This is a genomic window from Kitasatospora sp. NPDC058444 (assembly GCF_042721415.1).
Taxonomy (GTDB): Bacteria; Actinomycetota; Actinomycetes; order Streptomycetales; family Streptomycetaceae; genus Kitasatospora.
Genome location: NZ_JBHXLL010000036.1, coordinates 54,809 through 72,436, shown reverse-complemented (window position 1 = coordinate 72,436; position 17,628 = coordinate 54,809). Strand labels below are relative to the sequence as shown.

Sequence of the window (17,628 nt, the reverse complement as noted above, 5' to 3'; positions counted from 1 at the left end):
GGCCTCAGCTCTCGGGCTGAGGCCCCGTCCTTCGTCGTGGCGGCGGCAACGGCTCCGGTTCGCGCGGCTCACTCGGCGAGCGCTGTCGAAGGACCAGCGGGCCGCGGTTCCCCCGGACCCGCCAGGACGGTTCGAGGGGGAGCAGGTGCCCCGTCAGCGTCCGGACGTCGGTGGGGACGCCGGCGCGGGCGAGGAGGGCCGGGAGGTGGTGGGTGGTGTAGGCGTGGTGGGCGGCGGGGGTGGTCCAGAGGGTGGTGACGAGGTGGCGGTCGGGGGCGAGGCGGGTGACGGTGCCGCCGAGCATGCCGTCGGCCGCTGCCATGCCCGGGGCCCAGACCTCGCGTTGGACGTCGAGGAAGTGGCCGGCGCGGCCGGGGTGGAGCCGGCAGTCGGCGGCGCGCAGGAGGGTGGCCCGGGCGAGGGCGGCGGGGAGGGAGGGGGCCGCGCCCGGCATGGTGAGGACGACCGGGCCGTCGGCGACCTCGATCGCGGTGTAGCTGCCCTGCTGGGAGGTGTCGGCGGCGGCCCGGTCGTGGCGCTCGCGCAGGAACCGGGCGTACGCGGGCTCGTCGCTCCACAGCGCGAGCAGGAGGGCCCGGTCGCCGCCGGCTGCCCAGCCGCCGGTCTGGCCGATCAGCCCCGGCTGGTCGGAGATCGCCGACCAGCGGCGCTGCCCGGCGGCGAACGCCTCACGTGCTCCGGGCCGTACCCGGCAGTCGATCCACTTGCCCCACATGAGGGCCATCATGAGCCAGGACGGAGGCCGAGGGGCAATCGGCCGTTGGTCGGAGAGGTGTCGGACGCAGGACCCAAGCGGTCGACTCCATCTGCGGGATCTTCATGGTTCTCCGGAAGCCGTCGGCTTCCCGCGCCTCCCGTCCCCGCGAGCCCCGGGCGGCTCAGATCGCGGGGACCGGGGGCAGGCGGTCGAGGATGCGCTCCATGCCGCTGGTCCAGTTGGCCTCCAGCGCGGTGACGGCCTGTTCGACGTCGCCCTCCAGCAGGCACTGGGCGATCCGCTCGTGCTCCTCGGCGGCGCGTTCCAGGATCTCGTGGTCGCCGACCACCACCCGCTCGTAGCGGTGCAGGGTGAGCTTCAGCGAGTCGATCATCTCGCGCAGCCGGGCGTTGGCGCAGCCGGAGAGCAGCAGGGCGTGCCAGGCGTCGTCGTAGCGTTCTATCGTGCCGTGCGGGGCCTGGGGGGCGGAGAAGGCGCGGGCCTCGGCGAGCAGCCTGGGGGCGATCTCGGTCAGGTGGGCCGGGTCGGAGGTGCGCAGGGCCAGCGACTCCAGGGCGATCACGATCGCGGTGAGGTCGAGGAACTCCTGTTTGCCGGTGGGGGCGAAGCGGAAGCCCTTGCCGCGCGCGCTGGTGATGATGCCCTCGCGTTCCAGGCTGATCAGGGCCTCGCGCAGGGGGGTTCGGCTGACGCCCAGTTCCTCGGCGAGCTGGACCTCGTTGATCGACTCGCCGGGGGTGAACCGGCCGCGGCCGAGCTGCTCCAGGAGTTCGTCCTTCACCTGCTCGCGCAGCGGCCGCCGCTCGATCGCCATCGGGCTTCCCTTCTTCCTCGGTCCGTAGCGTACCGGCCGGGCGACGCGTGCCATCGCCCGGCCGCCGTACGGGAGTGCGGTGCCGTACGGTGTGCGGGCGTCAGGCGGTGCCGGCGCCGTCGACGGCGATGACGGCCCCGCTGACGAAGGCGGCGGCGTCGCTGGCCAGGAAGGCGACGGTCTGGGCGATGTCCCGGGGCCGGCCGATCCGGCCGAGCGGACGGTCGGCGGCGTCGGTGTAGAAGGCGTCCGGGTTCTCGCCGAGTTGGCGGGCCTCCTCGGCGAGCATGCCGGTGTCGGTGTCGCCCGGGCAGACGCAGTTGACCCGGATGTTGTCCGGCCCGTGGTCGATGGCCATCGCCCGGGTCATGTTGACCACGGCGCCCTTGGAGGCGCAGTAGGAGACGGCCCGGCCGCCGCCCTTGATGCCCCAGCCGGATCCGGTGTTGACGATGCTGCCGCCGCCGTTCGCGGCCATCAGCGGTACCACGAGTCCGCTGAGCAGCATGATCGAGCGGACGTTGACGGCCATCACCAGGTCCCAGTCGTCGTCGCTGATCTCGGTGACGGTGGAGCGGCGGATGATGCCGGCGTTGTTGAACAGCACGTCCACGCCGCCGTGTTGCTCGACGGCGGTACGCACGGCGCGCTCGCAGTCGGCGCGCCGGGAGACGTCGCAGTGGACGAAGGTGCCGCCGATCTCCTTGGCGGCCCGTTCGCCGCGCTCGGCGTCGAGGTCGGCGAGGACGACGGCCGCGCCGAGTTCGGCGAGCAGTGCGGCGGTGGCCCGGCCGATGCCGGAGGCGGCGCCGGTGACGATCGCGCGCTTGCCGTGCAGGTCGATCATGGGGAACTCCTCTACAGGGGTCAGGCGGAGAGGCGGTACACGGCGCCGGAGCGGCGGCCGGTGATCACCCGGACGTGGCCGGCGAGGGCGTCGTCCAGGTCGGGGTCGCCGGTGTCCAGCAGCAGGGGGCGCCCCGCCAGGGCGGCGAGCTTCGCTTCGGTGGCGAGCACCAGCAGCCTCTCCCGGCCCGCGCTGCGCAGCAGTTCGGGGGTGAGCTGCTGGTTGCCGCGGCCGAGCAGGAAGCCCTGGCCGCCGATGGGGGAGAGGGCGATGTGGGGGGTGGAGGGCAGGGCGCGCAGCTGGTCGGCCCGGGCGTCGCGGACCAGGATCCGGGCGGTGGTGGCGTGGTCGGCAGCATGGCCGACGGAAGAGCCGGGGCCGCCGGAGCCGCCCGGGCCGAGCCGCAGCAGGTCGACGCCGGTCAGGCTGGCGCCGGGTGCGCCGAGCGCGCCCGCCACCGCGTAGGTGGTGGAGCCGGGCCCGAGGAGCAGCAGCCCGCCGGGGCCGACCCGTTCGGCGACCTCGGCGGCGATGCCGGCCGGCGTCCCCGGGTCGGGCCCGGAGCTGCCGGTCTTGCGCTGTTGCACCCGGGCGGGCAGCACCGGCACGGTGAGCCGGCCGTACAGCCGGGCGGAGACCCGGCCGGCCCGCAGCGCGGCCTCGTCCCGGTCCACCACCTCGGCGTGTTCCAGGCGCACGCCCCGGCCGGCCGCCCAGGCCGCCGCGACCTCGGCGGCGGCCCGGGGGTGGACGGCGAACACGGCGGAGTGCATCTTGACCCCGGCCGGGATGCCGAGCACGGGCAGCCGGGGCTCGGGCCCGAGCGCGTCCAGCACGTCGCGGGCGGTGCCGTCGCCGCCGCAGAACAGCAGCAGTCCGGCGCCGGCCGCGGCCAGGGCGCGCACCGCCGCCCGGGTGTCGGCGGCGGTGGTGGCCGCCCCGGCGGGCCGGTGGACGACCCGCGCGGCCCGTCCGGCGGCCTGTGCCGAGGCGGCGCCCATCGGGCCTTCGGCGGTGATCAGCTCGACATCCGAAGGAAGGTGACGAAGTGTCAGTTCGGCCCGGGCGACGGCCTGCGGCCGGGCCCCGAGCGCCAGGGCCCGCCGCTGGACCTCGGCGCCGTCGCTGCCCTTGAGGCCGACCCGGCCGCCGAGGCCGGCGACCGGGTTGACCACGAGCCCGATCCGGGCGCTCGGGGCGGAGGTCACGGCTGCTCGCCGAGGACCTTGCGGCGGTAGGCGCGCCAGCTGACGGCCCAGACCGCCGGATCGTCCAGCGGCTCGTGCCGGATCCGGTGCACGGTGGAGCGGTGCGGCGCGGTGCGGACGGTCTCCGGGTCCTCGTACGCCTCGCGGGCGACCTCGGCGAGGATCGCCGCGTACTCGTCCAGGTCGGCACGCGAGTAGGACTCGGTGGGCTCCAGCGTCATCGGCTCGGGGACGACGTAGGGGTGGTGGCTGGTCCAGTAGTGGGTGCCGAAGTCGGCGGCGCGGTAGCCGAGGTCCTCGCTGTGCAGGCCGGTGTCCTCGTTGAGCTGCTGCCAGCTGTAGCGGACCTGTTCGACCCGGGGGCGTCCCTCGGCGTACGGGACGGAGACGCCGGGGATCCGCCGCACCCGGTGCAGCAGGTAGTTGTTGTTGAGCACGGCGGTCTCGGCGGCCTCGCGCAGCCCCTCGGCGCCCAGCGCCGTGATCCAGGCGTAGGCGCGCACCAGGTTCGGCACGACGCCCAGGTAGGGGCGGATCTTGCCGATCGAGTCCGGCCGGTCGTCGTCCAGGACGTACCGCTCTCCGTCGAACTCGACGGTGGGGCGCGGCAGGTGGGGGGCCAGCTCGGCGGTGACGCCGCAGGCGCCGGCCGCGGGGCCGCCGCAGGCGTGCGGGGTGGAGAAGGTCTTGTGCAGGTTGAAGTGGCACAGGTCGAAGCCGGCTTCGCGGGCCCGGGTGATGCCGAGGATGCCGTTGGCGTTGGCCTGGTCGTAGGCGCACAGGCCGCCGGCCTCGTGGACGATCCGGACGAACTCGGCGATCCGGGGGTTGTAGATGCCGGTGTCCTCGGGGTTGGTGATGAGCAGCGCGGCGGTGCGCGGGCCGACGGCGGCGCGCAGCGCCTCGATGTCGGGGTAGCCGTCGGCGTCCGGGTGCAGGGTGATCACCCGGAAGCCCGCGGTCTTGGCGCAGGCGGCGTTGGAGGGGTGGGAGAAGGCGGTGGTGATGATCTCGTCGCGCTGCTCGAGCTCGCCGCGTGCGGCGTGGTGGGCGCGGATCACCGAGACGTTGGTCCAGATCGCCGCCGAGCCCGCGCCGGGCTGGAGGCTGACCCGGTCCATGCCGGAGATCTCCTTGAGCAACTGCTCCAGCCGGTGGACGAGTTCGAGGACGCCCTGGACGGTGGAGGCGTCCTGCGCGGGGTGCAGGGCGGCGATCCGGGGGTCGCGGACGAAGGTGTCGTTGACCTTGGGGCTGTACTTCATGGTGCAGGTGCCCTGGCCGACGTCCACGTTGAGGTCGGCGCCGAGGTTCTCCTGGGAGAGCCGCAGGTAGTGCCGGAGCACCTGCTGCTGGCCGAGTTCGGGCAGGGCGGGCGGTGTGCCGCGGCGCAGCGCGGCGGGCAGCAGCTCGGCCGGGTCGCCGACGGCGGCGGTGACGGCGGGCTCGGGCAGCGGGGGCAGGACGCCGCGTTCGCCGGGGGTGCCCAGCTCGAAGATCAGCTTCTCGTCCCAGCGGGCCTGGTGGAAGCGGCGCAGGGCGGGTTTGGGGGAGATCCGCGGGTCCACGGCGGAACTGTTCTGATGGTTCGTCATTTGACGGTCTCCTCGAGCGCGTCGGCGAGGCGGTCGATGTCGGCCCGGGTGTGCAGCTCGGTCACGCAGTAGCGGCCCTCGTCGGCCCCGGCCGGGGTGCCGCCGTGCAGGCCGCGGGCGAGCAGCGCCTCGGCGATCTCGGCGGCGGTGCGCTCGCCGGTGTAGCGGACGGTGAAGTCGGCGAAGTGCACGGCCCGGGGGTCGGCCAGTTCCACGCCGGGGACGCGGGCGAGGCGCCGGCGGGCGTAGGCGGTGTTGGCGAGGATCGTCGCGCCGATCTCCCGCATGCCGTGCGGGCCCATCAGTGCGAGGTAGACCCCGGCGGCGATGCCGTGCAGGGCGGCGGCGGTGCCCACCCACTCCTTGCCCTCCTCGCGCAGCGCGAAGGAGGTGCGCTCGTACGCGACGTCGCCGAAGCCGTACTCGCCGGGGACGTCGGTGGGGGCGAGGCCGAACAGTCGGCTCGGGTACTCGGCGACCAGGCGCTCGTCGTCCGGGCTGCCGATGAAGCCCGCGTTGCCGCCGCCGTAGCTGGGGTGGATGCCGAGCGGCTGGAGGTCGCCGCAGGTGAGGTCGGCGCCGAGTTCGGCGGGCGGGGTGAGCACGCCGAGGCTGAGCGGGTTGACGTGGGCCACGGCCAACGCCCCGGCCTGGTGGGCGAGTTCGATATACTGCGGCAGATCCGTGTCCACCCGGCCGTCGTGGTCGGTGAGTTGGGCGTAGACGGCGGCCGCGTCGCCCTCGGCCAGCGCCGCCCGGACGGCGGCGGGCTCGGCCGGGACGGGCACCAGCTCGTGGACGCCCCGGACGTAGTCGTGGATCCGGGAGAGCCGGTCCGGATCGATCGCGCCGACCAGCACCAGCCGGCGCCGCCCGGTGGCCCGTCCGGCCATCCGCAGTGCGGTCGCGGCGGCCTGGAACCCGTCGTACGTCGGCACGTTGACGACCTCGACGGAGAGCAGCTCGGCCATCAGGGACTGGTACTCCCACAGCGCCTGGAAGCGGCCGTGGTCCTCGTACGGCTCGCCCGCGTAGGCGGTGAGGAACTCGCTGCGGTTGACGATCTCGTCCACCACGGCGGGCACGTGGTGGCGGTAGCAGCCGGCGCCGAGGAAGCTGCGGCCCGGCGGGACGGCGGTGTTGCGGGAGAGCAGCTCCTCCATGTGGGCGACCAGCCGGGCTTCGGAGCCGAGCGGTTCGGGCAGTCGCAGCGGGCGGTCCAGCCGCAGGGCCGCGGGGATGTCGGCGTAGAACTCCTCGACGTCCTGGGCGCCGATCGCCGCCAGCATCGCTTTTCTCACCTGCGGGGCGGAGTTGGGGATGTACGGGTGGGTTCGGGGGACGCGTGGGCTCATGCCGGCACCTTCCGCGATTTCAGTCACAAGCCTTGACGGGGTTGTGAATGCTGAGTTCTGTATACAGCATTCGGCATTCACCAGTCGGGAGGCAAGATGTCCGCACCAACCCGGCACGGAAAAAATCCTCAACTCCCCTACGGCCACGGCGGATTCACCTCGGCTCCGTCGCGGCGCCAGATCCTCGCGGGCGGCGCGCTGCTGTTGGCCGGCGCCACCGGCTGCGCGACCGGCGGCGCCGGCGGCACCAGCGCCAAGCAGCTGACCGGCAGCCCGGGCGCCACCCTCTCCGGCAAGGTGACCATCTGGTCCTGGGACGTCGCCGCCAAGGCCATGCAGCGGCTCGGCAGGGTCTTCGAACAGGCCCACCCCGGAACGACCGTCGAAGTGGTGGACATCGGGTACGACAACGCCTACGACAAGATCACCGTCGGACTCGGGGCCGGCAGCGGACTGCCCGACATCCTCACCGTCGAGGGCCACAGACTCCCCACCTACATCGGCAACTTCCCCAACGCCCTGGTCGACCTCACCAGCCGCGCCGCCACCCTCAAGTCCCAGTACCCGGAGGCCTCCTGGCGCACCGTGACGGACGCCAAGGGCCGGGTCCTCGCCCTGCCCTGGGACAGCGGCCCGTGCGCCCTGTTCTACCGGCGCGACCTGTTCCAGCAGGCCGGCATCGACCCGGCGACCCTCACCACCTGGGACGACTACCTCACCGCCGGCACCGCCCTCAAGGCCGCCACCGGCAGGAAACTGCTCATCCTGGACGCCAAACAGGACAGCACGTTCGCCATGCTGCTCCAACAGCAGGGCCAGCGCTGGTTCGTCGACGGCAAGGTGGCCGTCGCCACCCCGGCCGCCGAACGCGCCCTCACCCTGCTGAAACAGCTCGTCGACCGCGACCTGGTGGACTTCGAGAACGGCTGGGACGGATTCGTCTCCGGAACCCACGACGGCAAGGCCGCCACCGCGCCCACCGCCGCCTGGTGGGACGGCACCCTCACCGGCGACATGGCCGACCTCAGCGGCAAGTTCGGCGTCGTCCCGCTGCCCGCCTTCACCCCCGGCGGCACCCGCACCTCCAACAGCGGCGGCTCCACCCTGTGCGTCACCGCGCAGAGCCGCAACCCGGAGACGGCCTGGGCGTTCCTCTCCTTCCTGCTCGCCGACAAGGCCAACCAGACCTCGATGATGCAGCACGAAGGACTCTTCCCCGCCTTCCTCCCCGCCCTGGACGACCCGTACTTCCAGCAGCCCGCCCCCTACTACGGCGGCCAGCCCGCCATGCGGCTGTTCGCCGGGCTCACCCGCTCCATCCCCACCGTCGACTTCACCGCCGACGACTCCAAGGCCGCCGACATCGTCACCACCGCCGTCAACCAGGTGCTGCACAACGGCGCCGACCCGGGCACCGTGCTGCGCTCCGCCGCCCGCCAGATCGCCACCGCGACCGGCCGCCCAGCGGTCGCGTAGGGGCGGGCCCGATGACCAGTCCACCGGTGACCCTGCGCGAAACCGCGGCCCCGACCCGGGCCGCCCCCACCCGCCGCCGGCGCCTCCCACGCACCGCCGCCTGGCTGTTCGCCGGGCCCACGACCGCACTCTTCGTCGCCTTCTTCGCCTACCCGCTCGGCGCCAGCCTCTACCAGAGCCTCACCGCCCGCCGCGACGGCGTCGACGTCTGGGTCGGCCTGGACCAGTACCGGCGGCTGCTGCACGACCCCGCCTTCCTGCACTCCCTGGTCAACACCGGCCTGATCCTCGCCGTCCAGGTGCCCGTGATGATCGGCCTCGCCCTGGTGCTCGCCGTCCTGCTCAACCAGTCCTGGCTGCGCTTCCGGTCCGGCTGGCGGGCGGTGTTCTTCCTGCCCGCGATCACCACCCTGGTCGCCTACGCCGTGGTCTTCCAGGTCCTGCTGCGCACCGACGGCGGCCTCGCCAACCAGCTCCTCCAGGCACTCGGCCTCGGCCCGGTCGACTGGCTCAACTCGCCCACCTGGGCCCGGATATCGCTGATCGGATCGGTCACCTGGCGGTGGACCGGCTACAACGCGGTGATCCTGCTCGCCGGACTGCACGCCATCGGCCGCGACCAGTACGAGGCCGCCGCCCTCGACGGCGCCGGCCCCGTGCGCACCTACACCGGCGTGATCCTGCCGCAGCTGCGCCCGGTGGTGCTGTTCTGCGTCATCACCTCCACCATCGGCACCCTCCAACTCTTCGACGAGAACTACGTGCTGACCCGCGGCGGCCCCGGCGACGCGACGCTCACCCCGGTGGTCTACCTCTACAAGGTCGGCTTCCAGCAGCTCGACTTCGGCTACGCGGCCGCCATCGCCTGGGTGGTCGTGCTGATCATCGCGGCGGTCTCGCTGCTCCAGTTCCGGCTCTACGGAAGGGAACGCCGCCGATGACCGCCACCGTGCCGCCCACCGTGCCGCCCGCCGCACCGGCCCGGCGCGGCCGCACCCCGCTGCCCGCCCGGATCGGCCGCACCGCCGTCCTCGCCGCCCTCGTCCTCGGCGCCGTGCTCAGCCTGGTGCCCTTCGCCTGGATGCTGATCGCCAGCACCCACAGCAGCTCCGAACTGTTCCACTCCCCACCGCCGTTCCTGCCCGGCGGCGACCTGCTGCGCAACCTGGTGCACCTCCAGGAGACCATCGGCTTCGGCCGGGTGCTGCTCAACAGCCTCGGGATCGCCGTCGTCTACACCCTGCTCAGCTCGCTGCTGTCCGCGATGTGCGGCTACGGGCTGGCCAAGTACCGCTTCCGCGGCCGCGGGCTGCTGCTCGGCCTGGTGCTGGCGACCATGATGATCCCCCTGCAGGTGCTGCTCGTCCCGCTGTTCCAGATGATGGCCAGCCTCGGCTGGATCGACAGCTACCAGGCCGTGATCGTGCCCTTCCTGGCCAACTCCTTCGGCATCCTGCTGATGCGCCAGGGCTTCCTGGACTTCCCCGACGAACTGCTGGAGTCGGCCCGGATCGACGGCTCCGGCGAGCTGCGCACCTTCTACCGGGTCGTCCTGCCCTGCGTGCGGCCCCAGCTGGGCGCGCTGGTGATCTTCACCTTCATGGGCCAGTGGAACAGCTTCATCTGGCCGCTGCTGATGCTCAACACCGAGGACAGGTACACCGTGCCGGTCGCGCTCAACACGCTGACCGGGCTGACCCACGTCGACTACTCCGGCCTGATGCTCGGCTCCTTCCTGGCCACGCTCCCGCTGATGGTGCTCTTCCTGCTCTTCCAGCGCCAGTTCGTGGCCGGCCTGCTGGGCGGAGCCCTGAAAGGATGACGATGGACCGTCTCACCCGGGTGCCCGGCCTGCTGTACGGCGGGGACTGGAACCCCGAGCAGTGGCCCGAGCAGGTGTGGGCCGAGGACGTGAAACTGATGGCCGAGGCCGGGGTCAACCTGGTCACCGTCGGCGTGTTCTCCTGGGCCCGGCTCCAACCCGACGCCCACAGCTGGGACTTCGGCTGGCTGGACCGCCTGCTCGACCTCGTCCACCGGCACGGCGTCGCCGTCGACCTGGCCACCGCCACCGCCTCCCCGCCCGCCTGGCTGGTCCGCGCCCACCCCGAGCTGCTGCCCGTCACCGCGGACGGCGTACGGCTGGAGTTCGGCTCGCGCCAGCACTACTGCCCCTCCTCGCCCGCCTACCGGGACGCCGCCGTCCGGCTCACCCGCGCACTCGCCGAGCGCTACCGCCACCACCCCGCCCTCGCCGTGTGGCACATCCACAACGAGTACGGCGACCACGTCCAGGAGTGCTTCTGCCCCGCCTCGGCCGCCGACTTCCGCCGCTGGCTGCGCGAACGGCACGGCGACATCCAGGAGTTGAACCGCTCCTGGGGCACCGCCTTCTGGTCACAGCACTACAGCTCCTTCGAGCAGATCGAGCCGCCGCGCACCGCGCCCGGCCCGGTCAACCCCACCCAGCTGCTGGACTGGCGCCGGTTCTGCTCGGACGCGCTGCTCGCCCTGCACCGGGCCGAGAAGGCCGTCCTGGACGAGGTCTCGCCAGGCGTCCCGGTCACCACCAACTTCATGTCGATGCTCAAGGCCCTGGACTACTGGGAGTGGGCCCGGCACGAGGACTTCGTCTCCGACGACGCCTACCCCGACCCGGCCGACCCGCGCGCCCACGTCACCGCCGCGATGAACTACGACCTGATGCGCTCGCTCAAGGGCGGCCGCCCCTGGCTGCTGATGGAACAGGCACCCTCCGCGGTCAGCTGGCGGCCGGTCAACGTACCCAAACCCCCCGACCTCCACCGCCTATGGTCGCTCCAGGCGCTGGCCCGCGGCGCCGACGGCGTGCTGCACTTCCAGTGGCGCGCCTCGGTGGCCGGAGCCGAGAAGTTCCACAGCGCGATGCTCCCGCACCGGGGCACCGCCGCGCGCGGCTGGCAGGAGACCCTCCGCCTCGGCGCCGACCTGCGACGCCTCGGTGAGATCGCCGGCACCCGGCTGCGCGGGCAGGTGGCCGTCCCGCTCGACTGGGACAGCTGGTGGGCACTGGAGCTGGACGACCACCCCTCCGCCCGGATGCGCTGGCTCGACCTGCTCCGCCCCTGGTACGCGGCGCTGTACGAGCGCGGCGTCACCGTCGACTTCGTCCCGCCCACCGCCGGACTCGACAGCTACCCGCTGGTGCTCGCCCCCAACCTGTACCTGCTCGACACCGCCACCGCGGACCGGCTCACGGCCCACGTGCGGGGCGGCGGGCGGCTGGTCTGCGGTCCGTTCAGCGGCATCGCCGACCGGCACGACCACATCCACCCCGGCGGCCACCCCGGGCCGCTGCGCGACCTGCTCGGCATCGTGGTGGACGAGCACTGGCCGATCCCGGACGGCGCGACCACCACCCTCGCCCTCGCCCCGGACGGCACCGGGCTGCGGGCCGAACGCTGGAGCGAGTGGATCGAGACCGAGACCGCCGAGGCCGTCGCCCACTACGCCTCCGGCGAGCTGGCCGGCCTCCCGGCCGTCACCCGCAACCGCCTGGGCGCCGGCAGCGCCTGGTACCTGAGCTGCCACCTCGGCGCCGACCTCGGCCCGGTGCTCGACCTGGCACTCGCCGAAGCCGGGGTGGGCGCCGAGCTGCCCGGCCTGCCCGAGGGCGTCGAGGCCACCCGCCGGCACGCCGCCGACGGCACCGGCTACCTCTTCCTGCTCAACCACGCCCGGGACGAGCGCCGCGTCCCGCTGCCCACACCCGGCACCGACCTGCTCACCGGTGCCGAGGCCGCCGGAGCCGTCACCCTCGCGCCGCTCGGCGCCGCCGTCCTCCGCCTCCCCGCCGCCCAGGAGCGCGCATGAACCCGCTGACCCGCCGCCACTTCCTGGCCGGCTCCGCCGCCCTCGCCGCGGCCGGCACCCTCACCGCCGCCCCGGCCGCCCACGCGGACAGCCCCGGCGCGGACGCCCCTGCCCCGGACGCACGGCCGGACGAGCGCTACGCCGACGTCCTCGACCTGCACGGCACCCCGACCCAGGCCTACCCCGGCGACGCCCGCGGCAACAACCCGATCACCGTCTTCGCCGACCTCGGCGCCTGGCACGCCTACGCCCTGCCCCGCCCGGCCGACCGGCCCGGCGGCTTCACCGGCCCGCTGTACCTCGCCCAGGAGTACCCCTGGTGGCTCAGCGACGGCCTGACCCGCCTCCAGCTCACCGAACAGGGCCGCCCGCTGGACCTCACCGCCGGCGCCCCCGCGCGCGGCACCTCGCTGCCCGGCCTGTTGCGGCTGACCCACGACCTCGGCGGCGGCCTCACCCTCACCCTCGAACTGCGCTTCGCCGGCAACCGCACCGCGCTGCTCCGGGCCCGCCTCACCAACACCGGCCCGGCCCCACGGACCCTGGCCGCCGCCTGGACCGGCCGGCTGCTGCGCCCCGCCACCGGCCCGCAGCGCGACGCGCCGAAGCTCGTCGCCGCCGAACGCGGCGTGGAGGTGCGCTTCGCCGAGGTCCGGCAGACCTGGGACTACCTCACCGACGGTACCGAGTGCTTCGCCGTCCGCCACGCGCGGCCCGTGCGGGTCGCGCTGAGCGCCGACGGCGACGGCCACCGCACCGAACTCGCCGAGCCGCTGCGGCTGGCGCCGGGGGAGAGCCGCAGCCTGGACTGGACCGAGAGCTACACCTTCACCGCGGCCGAGTACGCCCGGGCGGCGAAGGAGGCCGACGACGCGCTCCGCGCCCCGGAGCGGGCGGCCGCCGAGGCCACCGCCCGCTGGCACGGCTACGTCACTCGCGCCACCGAGGGCGTCCCCGCCGCCCGCCGGCGCACCGCCGTCAAGTGCGTGCAGACCCTGGTCACCAACTGGCGCAGCCCGGCCGGAAGGATCCGGCACGACGCCGTCACCCCCACGCTCTCCTACAAGTGGTTCAGCGGGGTCTGGGCCTGGGACACCTGGAAGCAGGCCGTCGGCACCGCCGCCTTCGCCCCCGCCCTGGCCGCCGACCAGATCCGGGCGGTCTTCGACCACCAGGTCCCTGCCGGCTCCGCCGGGCGCCCGCAGGACGCCGGCATGGTCCCCGACTGCGTCTTCTACAACGACCCGAGCACCGGGGGCGGCAACTGGAACGAGCGCAACTCCAAGCCCCCGCTGGCCGCCTGGGCCGTCTGGGAGGTCTACCGGCGCAGCGGCGACCGCGCCTTCCTGCGGGAGATGCTGCCCAAGCTCACCGCCTACCAGGACTGGTGGTTCCGCACCCGGGACCACCTCGGCGAAGGCCTGTGCGAGTACGGCGCCACCGTGGACCCGTCCAACGCGAGCGCGGAGGACTGCCGGGAGGCGGCGGCCTGGGAGTCCGGCATGGACAACGCCCCGCGCTTCGACGCCGCCGCTGTCGTCCCCAACCGGGACGCGAACGGGACGCTGCTCGGCTGGTCGCTCGACCAGCGCTCGGTGGACCTCAACGCCTACCTGGCCGCCGACCACCGCCACCTGGCGTCGATCGCCGCCGAACTGGGCGACCGGCCCGCCGCCGAACGGCTGCGCGCCCGCGCCGACCGGATCGACACCGCCGTGCGGGACACCATGTACGACCCGGCCGGCGGCTGGTTCCACGACACCGACCTGGCCACCGGCGCCCGGCTCACCGCCCGCGGCCGCGGCATCGAGGGCGCCATCCCGCTCTGGTCCGGCACCGCCACCGCCGCCCAGGCCCGTACCGTCCGCCGGCTGCTGCTCGACCCGGCGGAGTTCGGCACCGCGATGCCGTTCCCCACCGTGGCCCGCAGCTCGCCGTCCTTCGACCCGGCCGGCTACTGGCGCGGCCTGGCCTGGCTCGACCAGACCTACTTCGCCGTCGAGGGCCTGCGCCGGTACGGCTGGGAGCAGGACGCCCGCCGCACGGTCGAGCGGCTGCTGGCCACCGGCGCCGGGCTGGCCGGGGACGGCCCGGTGCGGGAGAACTACGACCCGCTGACGGGGGAGGGGCACAGTTCGACCAACTTCAGCTGGTCGGCGGCGCTGCTGCTGCTCCTGCTGCGCACCTGAGCGACTTTGGCTCCGGGCCGTCCGACCAGGCATGATCGGGGCATGGTCGAACGAGTCATTGCAGCGTGTGACGGAGCAGCCAAGGGCAACCCCGGTCCGGCGGGCTGGGCCTACGTGGTCGCGGACGCCACCGGGGCGCCCCAGCGCTGGCAGGCCGGCGCGCTCGGGCACAGCACCAACAACGTGGGCGAGCTGACGGCGCTGCGGCAGCTGCTGGCCGCGACGGACCCGGCGGTGCCGCTGGAGGTGCGGCTGGACAGCACCTACACCCGCGACTCGGTGACCAAGTGGCTGAAGGGCTGGAAGCGCAACGGCTGGAAGACGGCGGCCGGCAAGCCGGTCGCCAACCAGGAGCTGATCCAGGCGATCGACGCCCTGCTGGAGGGCCGGGACGTCACCTTCGTCTACGTGCCGGCCCACCAGGTGGACGGCGACCCGCTGAACGCCATCGCCGACAAGGCCGCCAGCGACGCCGCCCGCACCCAGCAGGACGCCTCCGGTACCGCCGCCGACCTGCCGGTCCCCGACCCGGCCGCCGCCACCAAGGCGCCCAGGGCGCGCACCGCCCGGCCCGCCGCGTCCGGCTCCTCCTCCGCGGCCGGCGGCGGTGCGGCCAAGCGCGGCGGCGGCTCGCGCACCCTGAACGCCCGCTTCCCCGGCACCTGCCCGTGCAGCCGCCCGTACGCCAAGGGCGACAAGATCACCAAGGTCGGCAGCTCCTGGGGGCACCCTGACTGCGCCGCCGCCCACGCCTGACGGCGGGAACGCCCACGCCCACGCCCACGCCCGGGCCCGGGCCCGGGACGGAGACCGGAAACGCGGGACCCGGCCCCCCCGCGGGGTGGGGGGGGCCGGGGCCGGGGGGGGGGGGGGCCGTGGGGGGGGCGGGCGCCGGGCCCGGCGACGCACCCCGAAACCGGGGCACCGCCCCACGGTTGGGTGGCGGTCGGCCGGTCCCGGGTGGAGGTCAGGCCTTGGGCGGGGTGGCCTCCTGGGCGATCTCCTTGATGTCCTCGAAGGTCAGGCCCGCCTTGTTGAAGGCGCGCGCCTCGGTCTCCGTGACGCCGAGCCCGGCGAGCTCCTTGAGCTGGGCGTCGGTCAGCGGCGGGGCGATCGGGAGGAGGTCACCGGGGCCACCGAGGTCCTCGGGGTCGAGGCCCTCCCCGGCGTCCCCGGCAGCCAGGGCGAGCACCGCGTCCTCCAGCTGCTCGTTGGTCAGCTTGACCGCGTCACCCGGCACCTGGACGTTCGGGGCCGCCTGGTTGAAGGCGAGCTTCACCGGGAAGTTGACGCCCGGCTCGACCTTCTCGGCCAGCTGGGCGAGGTCGAAGGTGGCGGAGGAGAAGGCGCCGTTCTTCAGGTAGAGGTCGACGCCGATCCGGCGGTCCGGCACGTCGCTCGGGGCCTTGTCCGGGAACTCGCCCAGCTGCTTGGGGAACTTGGCGGACAGCGGCTTGACGGCCTTGTACATCTCGTCCACCAGCTGGCGGGCCGGGGCGCTGACCCAGAGGTGCTCGGTGCCGTCCTTCTTGCCCTTGTCCTCGTACGTGACGGTGCGGCCGAGCACGTCCTTGATCGAGTTGAGGAGCTGCTTGCCGAGCTCCGGGTCGGTGGTCGGTGCGGCGCCCGGAGCGCCCTTCTTGCCGTCGGATTCCTTCGCCTGTTCGGCGAGCGCCTGGAGGTCGAAGGACACCCACTTTCCGGCCAGCACGTCCCCGACCGGCTTCATCTCCGGCGGCAGGTCCGCGCGGAGCTCGTCCACCGTGGACGGGTCCTCGCCGGCCAGCTTCATCAGGCCCTTGGCGTCGGCGTGCAGGTACCCCGTGGCGTCGACCTGGCGGTACTCCAGCAGCGCGGTGCCGCTGCGGTCGGCGAGCAGGTACGAGACGCGCAGCGACTTGTCGAGCGTCAGATCGGTGTTCGTGCCCGCCTGGCCGGCGTTCTTGAAGGCCTCGGTCTCCTTGAGCGGCTTGTCGGCGGAGATCGCGACCGAGATCGAGAGGCCGGAGATCGCCTTGGCGGTCTTCTCGTCCATGTCGTTCCTGCCGCCCCGGGTGGAGCCGACGAGGCCGCTGGCACCCTTGTGGTCGCCGGAGTTGGCGAACGCGGCGACCTGCTCGGGGGTGGCGTCGATGGAGAGGGTGAACCCGGCCGACTTGCCGTCACTGACCTTGTCGAAGGCCTTCGACACCTTCTGCGCGGCGGACAGCTGCTCGACGGTGCCGCAGGCGGTGAGGCCGGTGGCGAGCACGGAGGCGGTGACGGCGACGGGCATCGCCCCGCGGGCGGCCTTGCGGATGGCGGTGTTGATGGTACGACTCCTGTTGATCGGGCCCGCTCGGTGGAGCGGACCGGTCCCTCCCCTGCGACGTGCAACGTCACAGCGCCTGCACATGTGATCACATTATCGGCAAGTGGGCATCCGCTTTTTTGGCCGGGACTTTAACCACTTCGGCCAAAAACTTGACCAAAAGCCGTAAAACTTCCCTCCGGAAGCCCGTCGCGCGGTCGCTTCCCTCCCGCTTCCCTCCCGCTGGCCGCCCGCTGGCCGCCCGCTGGCCGCCCCGGGCGGGCCGGCGAGGACCTCCGTCGGCGGGACGGCGGGGCAATTCCCGGATTTCCCGCACGCGAGCCGGTCGCCGTTCGTACCATCGGCTCGGTCCGGACCCGCTGGAGTGGATGCCGGGCCGTCGGCTCTGCGGGAGGGGATCGATGGGGCCTGTGGGCTGGATCGTGGTGGTCGTGCTGGCGGTCGCCGGCGGGGTGCTCTGGCTGATGCTGCGCTACCCCGGGGGATGGCGGTACGCCTTCACCGCGGAGTACGCCGACAACCGCCGGGACCTGGACGCCGCCCGGGGCCGGCTCCGCGCACTGGAGCGCGATGCCGGGCGCGAACGGGACCGGGCCCGTGCCGGGATCGCCGCGGCCGAACAGGCGCACCAGGACCGGGTCGACCGGGCCCGGGCGCACCTCGACCGGCTCCGCTCCCCGGACCGAGGCGATCTGCGCTCCTCGCTCGGGGAGGGCCTGCGGCTGTACGACCAGGCGCTGGAGGTGACGGCGCAGGGGCGCACCGCGGAGTACCCGCTGCACGAGGTCTCACTCCGCGACGAGTACTCGCGCGAGGAGGGCCACGTCTACGTCTCGCTCCCGACCGGCCGTCAGCAGATGGTGACCGTCGCACTGGAGGAGACGGCCGAGGCCGAGGTGCGGAAGTTCGTCGTCGAGGTGTTCAACGCCGTCGCCGACGCCAAGGCGGCCGCGGTCGAACGCCAGGCGCTCGTGCCCGGGGCCGAAGCCGAACTGCGCGAGGCGCAGGCGGACACGGCCGCGCAGGAGGAGGCCCGCCGGCAGCTCGCCGAACTGGTGGCCCGCCAGAAGTCGGACGCGCGCATTCCGCAGGCCCGCCGTGAGCTGGACGCGGAACGGGACCGCTGGCAGCGGCTCACCGGCAGCCGGCCGCGGTAGCGCCCGGGGGCGCCGGCCGGTGCCCGCGGTGCCCGCGCCGGGGCCTCTGCCGACGGCGAAGTCCGGCCCGCCCGGGGCTCGATCC

Annotated in this window: 14 protein-coding genes; 7 read left to right on the top strand and 7 right to left on the bottom strand. The window is 73.8% G+C overall.

The window, feature by feature from the left end; genetic code table 11:
* Positions 1-4 precede the first annotated feature (4 nt).
* The 6 genes from ACFWP2_RS29600 to gcvPA all read right to left on the bottom strand — a co-directional run bounded on the left by ACFWP2_RS29600 (position 5) and on the right by gcvPA (position 6,558).
* On the bottom strand, positions 5-736 hold the full coding sequence (locus tag ACFWP2_RS29600; protein ID WP_380457014.1) for a DUF4937 domain-containing protein: 732 nt from the start codon (positions 734-736) through the stop codon (positions 5-7).
* Between the two features lie 163 nt (positions 737-899).
* The gene (locus ACFWP2_RS29595; protein WP_380457012.1) at positions 900-1,553 is read right to left on the bottom strand and encodes a GntR family transcriptional regulator; all 654 of its coding nucleotides are present in this window, start codon (positions 1,551-1,553) and stop codon (positions 900-902) included.
* Positions 1,554-1,653: 100 nt separating this feature from the next.
* Positions 1,654-2,400: an SDR family NAD(P)-dependent oxidoreductase gene (locus ACFWP2_RS29590; RefSeq protein WP_380457010.1), complete on the bottom strand. Its 747-nt coding sequence runs from the start codon at positions 2,398-2,400 to the stop codon at positions 1,654-1,656.
* Positions 2,401-2,420: 20 nt separating this feature from the next.
* Positions 2,421-3,608: an ATP-NAD kinase family protein gene (locus tag ACFWP2_RS29585; RefSeq protein WP_380457008.1), complete on the bottom strand. Its 1,188-nt coding sequence runs from the start codon at positions 3,606-3,608 to the stop codon at positions 2,421-2,423.
* Complete coding sequence (gene gcvPB / locus ACFWP2_RS29580) at positions 3,605-5,203, bottom strand: aminomethyl-transferring glycine dehydrogenase subunit GcvPB (protein WP_380457006.1); 1,599 nt, start codon at positions 5,201-5,203, stop codon at positions 3,605-3,607. Before gcvPB ends, ACFWP2_RS29585 begins: the two co-directional genes overlap by 4 nt.
* Positions 5,200-6,558: an aminomethyl-transferring glycine dehydrogenase subunit GcvPA gene (gcvPA, locus tag ACFWP2_RS29575; RefSeq protein WP_380457004.1), complete on the bottom strand. Its 1,359-nt coding sequence runs from the start codon at positions 6,556-6,558 to the stop codon at positions 5,200-5,202. The genes gcvPB and gcvPA overlap by 4 nt, the downstream gene beginning before the upstream one ends.
* Before the next feature lie 96 nt (positions 6,559-6,654).
* Between gcvPA and ACFWP2_RS29570 the strand changes: the two genes are divergently transcribed.
* From ACFWP2_RS29570 to ACFWP2_RS29545, 6 genes are read left to right on the top strand one after another with little or no spacing between them, the layout of a single operon-like run.
* Entirely contained in the window at positions 6,655-8,034 is a 1,380-nt protein-coding gene (locus tag ACFWP2_RS29570) for an ABC transporter substrate-binding protein (protein ID WP_380457002.1), read from the top strand.
* Positions 8,035-8,045: 11 nt separating this feature from the next.
* A complete protein-coding gene (locus ACFWP2_RS29565; RefSeq protein ID WP_380456999.1) occupies positions 8,046-8,975 on the top strand; it encodes a carbohydrate ABC transporter permease in 930 nt (309 codons plus the stop codon).
* Positions 8,972-9,856 carry a carbohydrate ABC transporter permease gene (locus tag ACFWP2_RS29560; protein WP_380456996.1) on the top strand — a complete coding sequence of 295 codons (885 nt, stop codon included), beginning with the start codon at positions 8,972-8,974 and terminating at the stop codon, positions 9,854-9,856. The genes ACFWP2_RS29565 and ACFWP2_RS29560 overlap by 4 nt, the downstream gene beginning before the upstream one ends.
* Entirely contained in the window at positions 9,853-11,886 is a 2,034-nt protein-coding gene (locus ACFWP2_RS29555; protein WP_380456994.1) for a beta-galactosidase, read from the top strand. The genes ACFWP2_RS29560 and ACFWP2_RS29555 overlap by 4 nt, the downstream gene beginning before the upstream one ends.
* A complete protein-coding gene (locus ACFWP2_RS29550; protein ID WP_380456991.1) occupies positions 11,883-14,075 on the top strand; it encodes a trehalase family glycosidase in 2,193 nt (730 codons plus the stop codon). The genes ACFWP2_RS29555 and ACFWP2_RS29550 overlap by 4 nt, the downstream gene beginning before the upstream one ends.
* 42 nt (positions 14,076-14,117) lie before the next feature.
* The gene (locus ACFWP2_RS29545) at positions 14,118-14,831 is read left to right on the top strand and encodes a ribonuclease H (protein WP_380456989.1); all 714 of its coding nucleotides are present in this window, start codon (positions 14,118-14,120) and stop codon (positions 14,829-14,831) included.
* Between the two features lie 211 nt (positions 14,832-15,042).
* Here the strand turns inward: ACFWP2_RS29545 and ACFWP2_RS29540 are convergent, their stop codons facing one another.
* Positions 15,043-16,350: a hypothetical protein gene (locus tag ACFWP2_RS29540; RefSeq protein ID WP_380456987.1), complete on the bottom strand. Its 1,308-nt coding sequence runs from the start codon at positions 16,348-16,350 to the stop codon at positions 15,043-15,045.
* Between the two features lie 437 nt (positions 16,351-16,787).
* On the opposite strand from ACFWP2_RS29540, the gene ACFWP2_RS29535 reads away from it, so the two are divergent.
* Complete coding sequence (locus tag ACFWP2_RS29535) at positions 16,788-17,543, top strand: hypothetical protein (protein WP_380456985.1); 756 nt, start codon at positions 16,788-16,790, stop codon at positions 17,541-17,543.
* Positions 17,544-17,628: the final 85 nt, after the last annotated feature.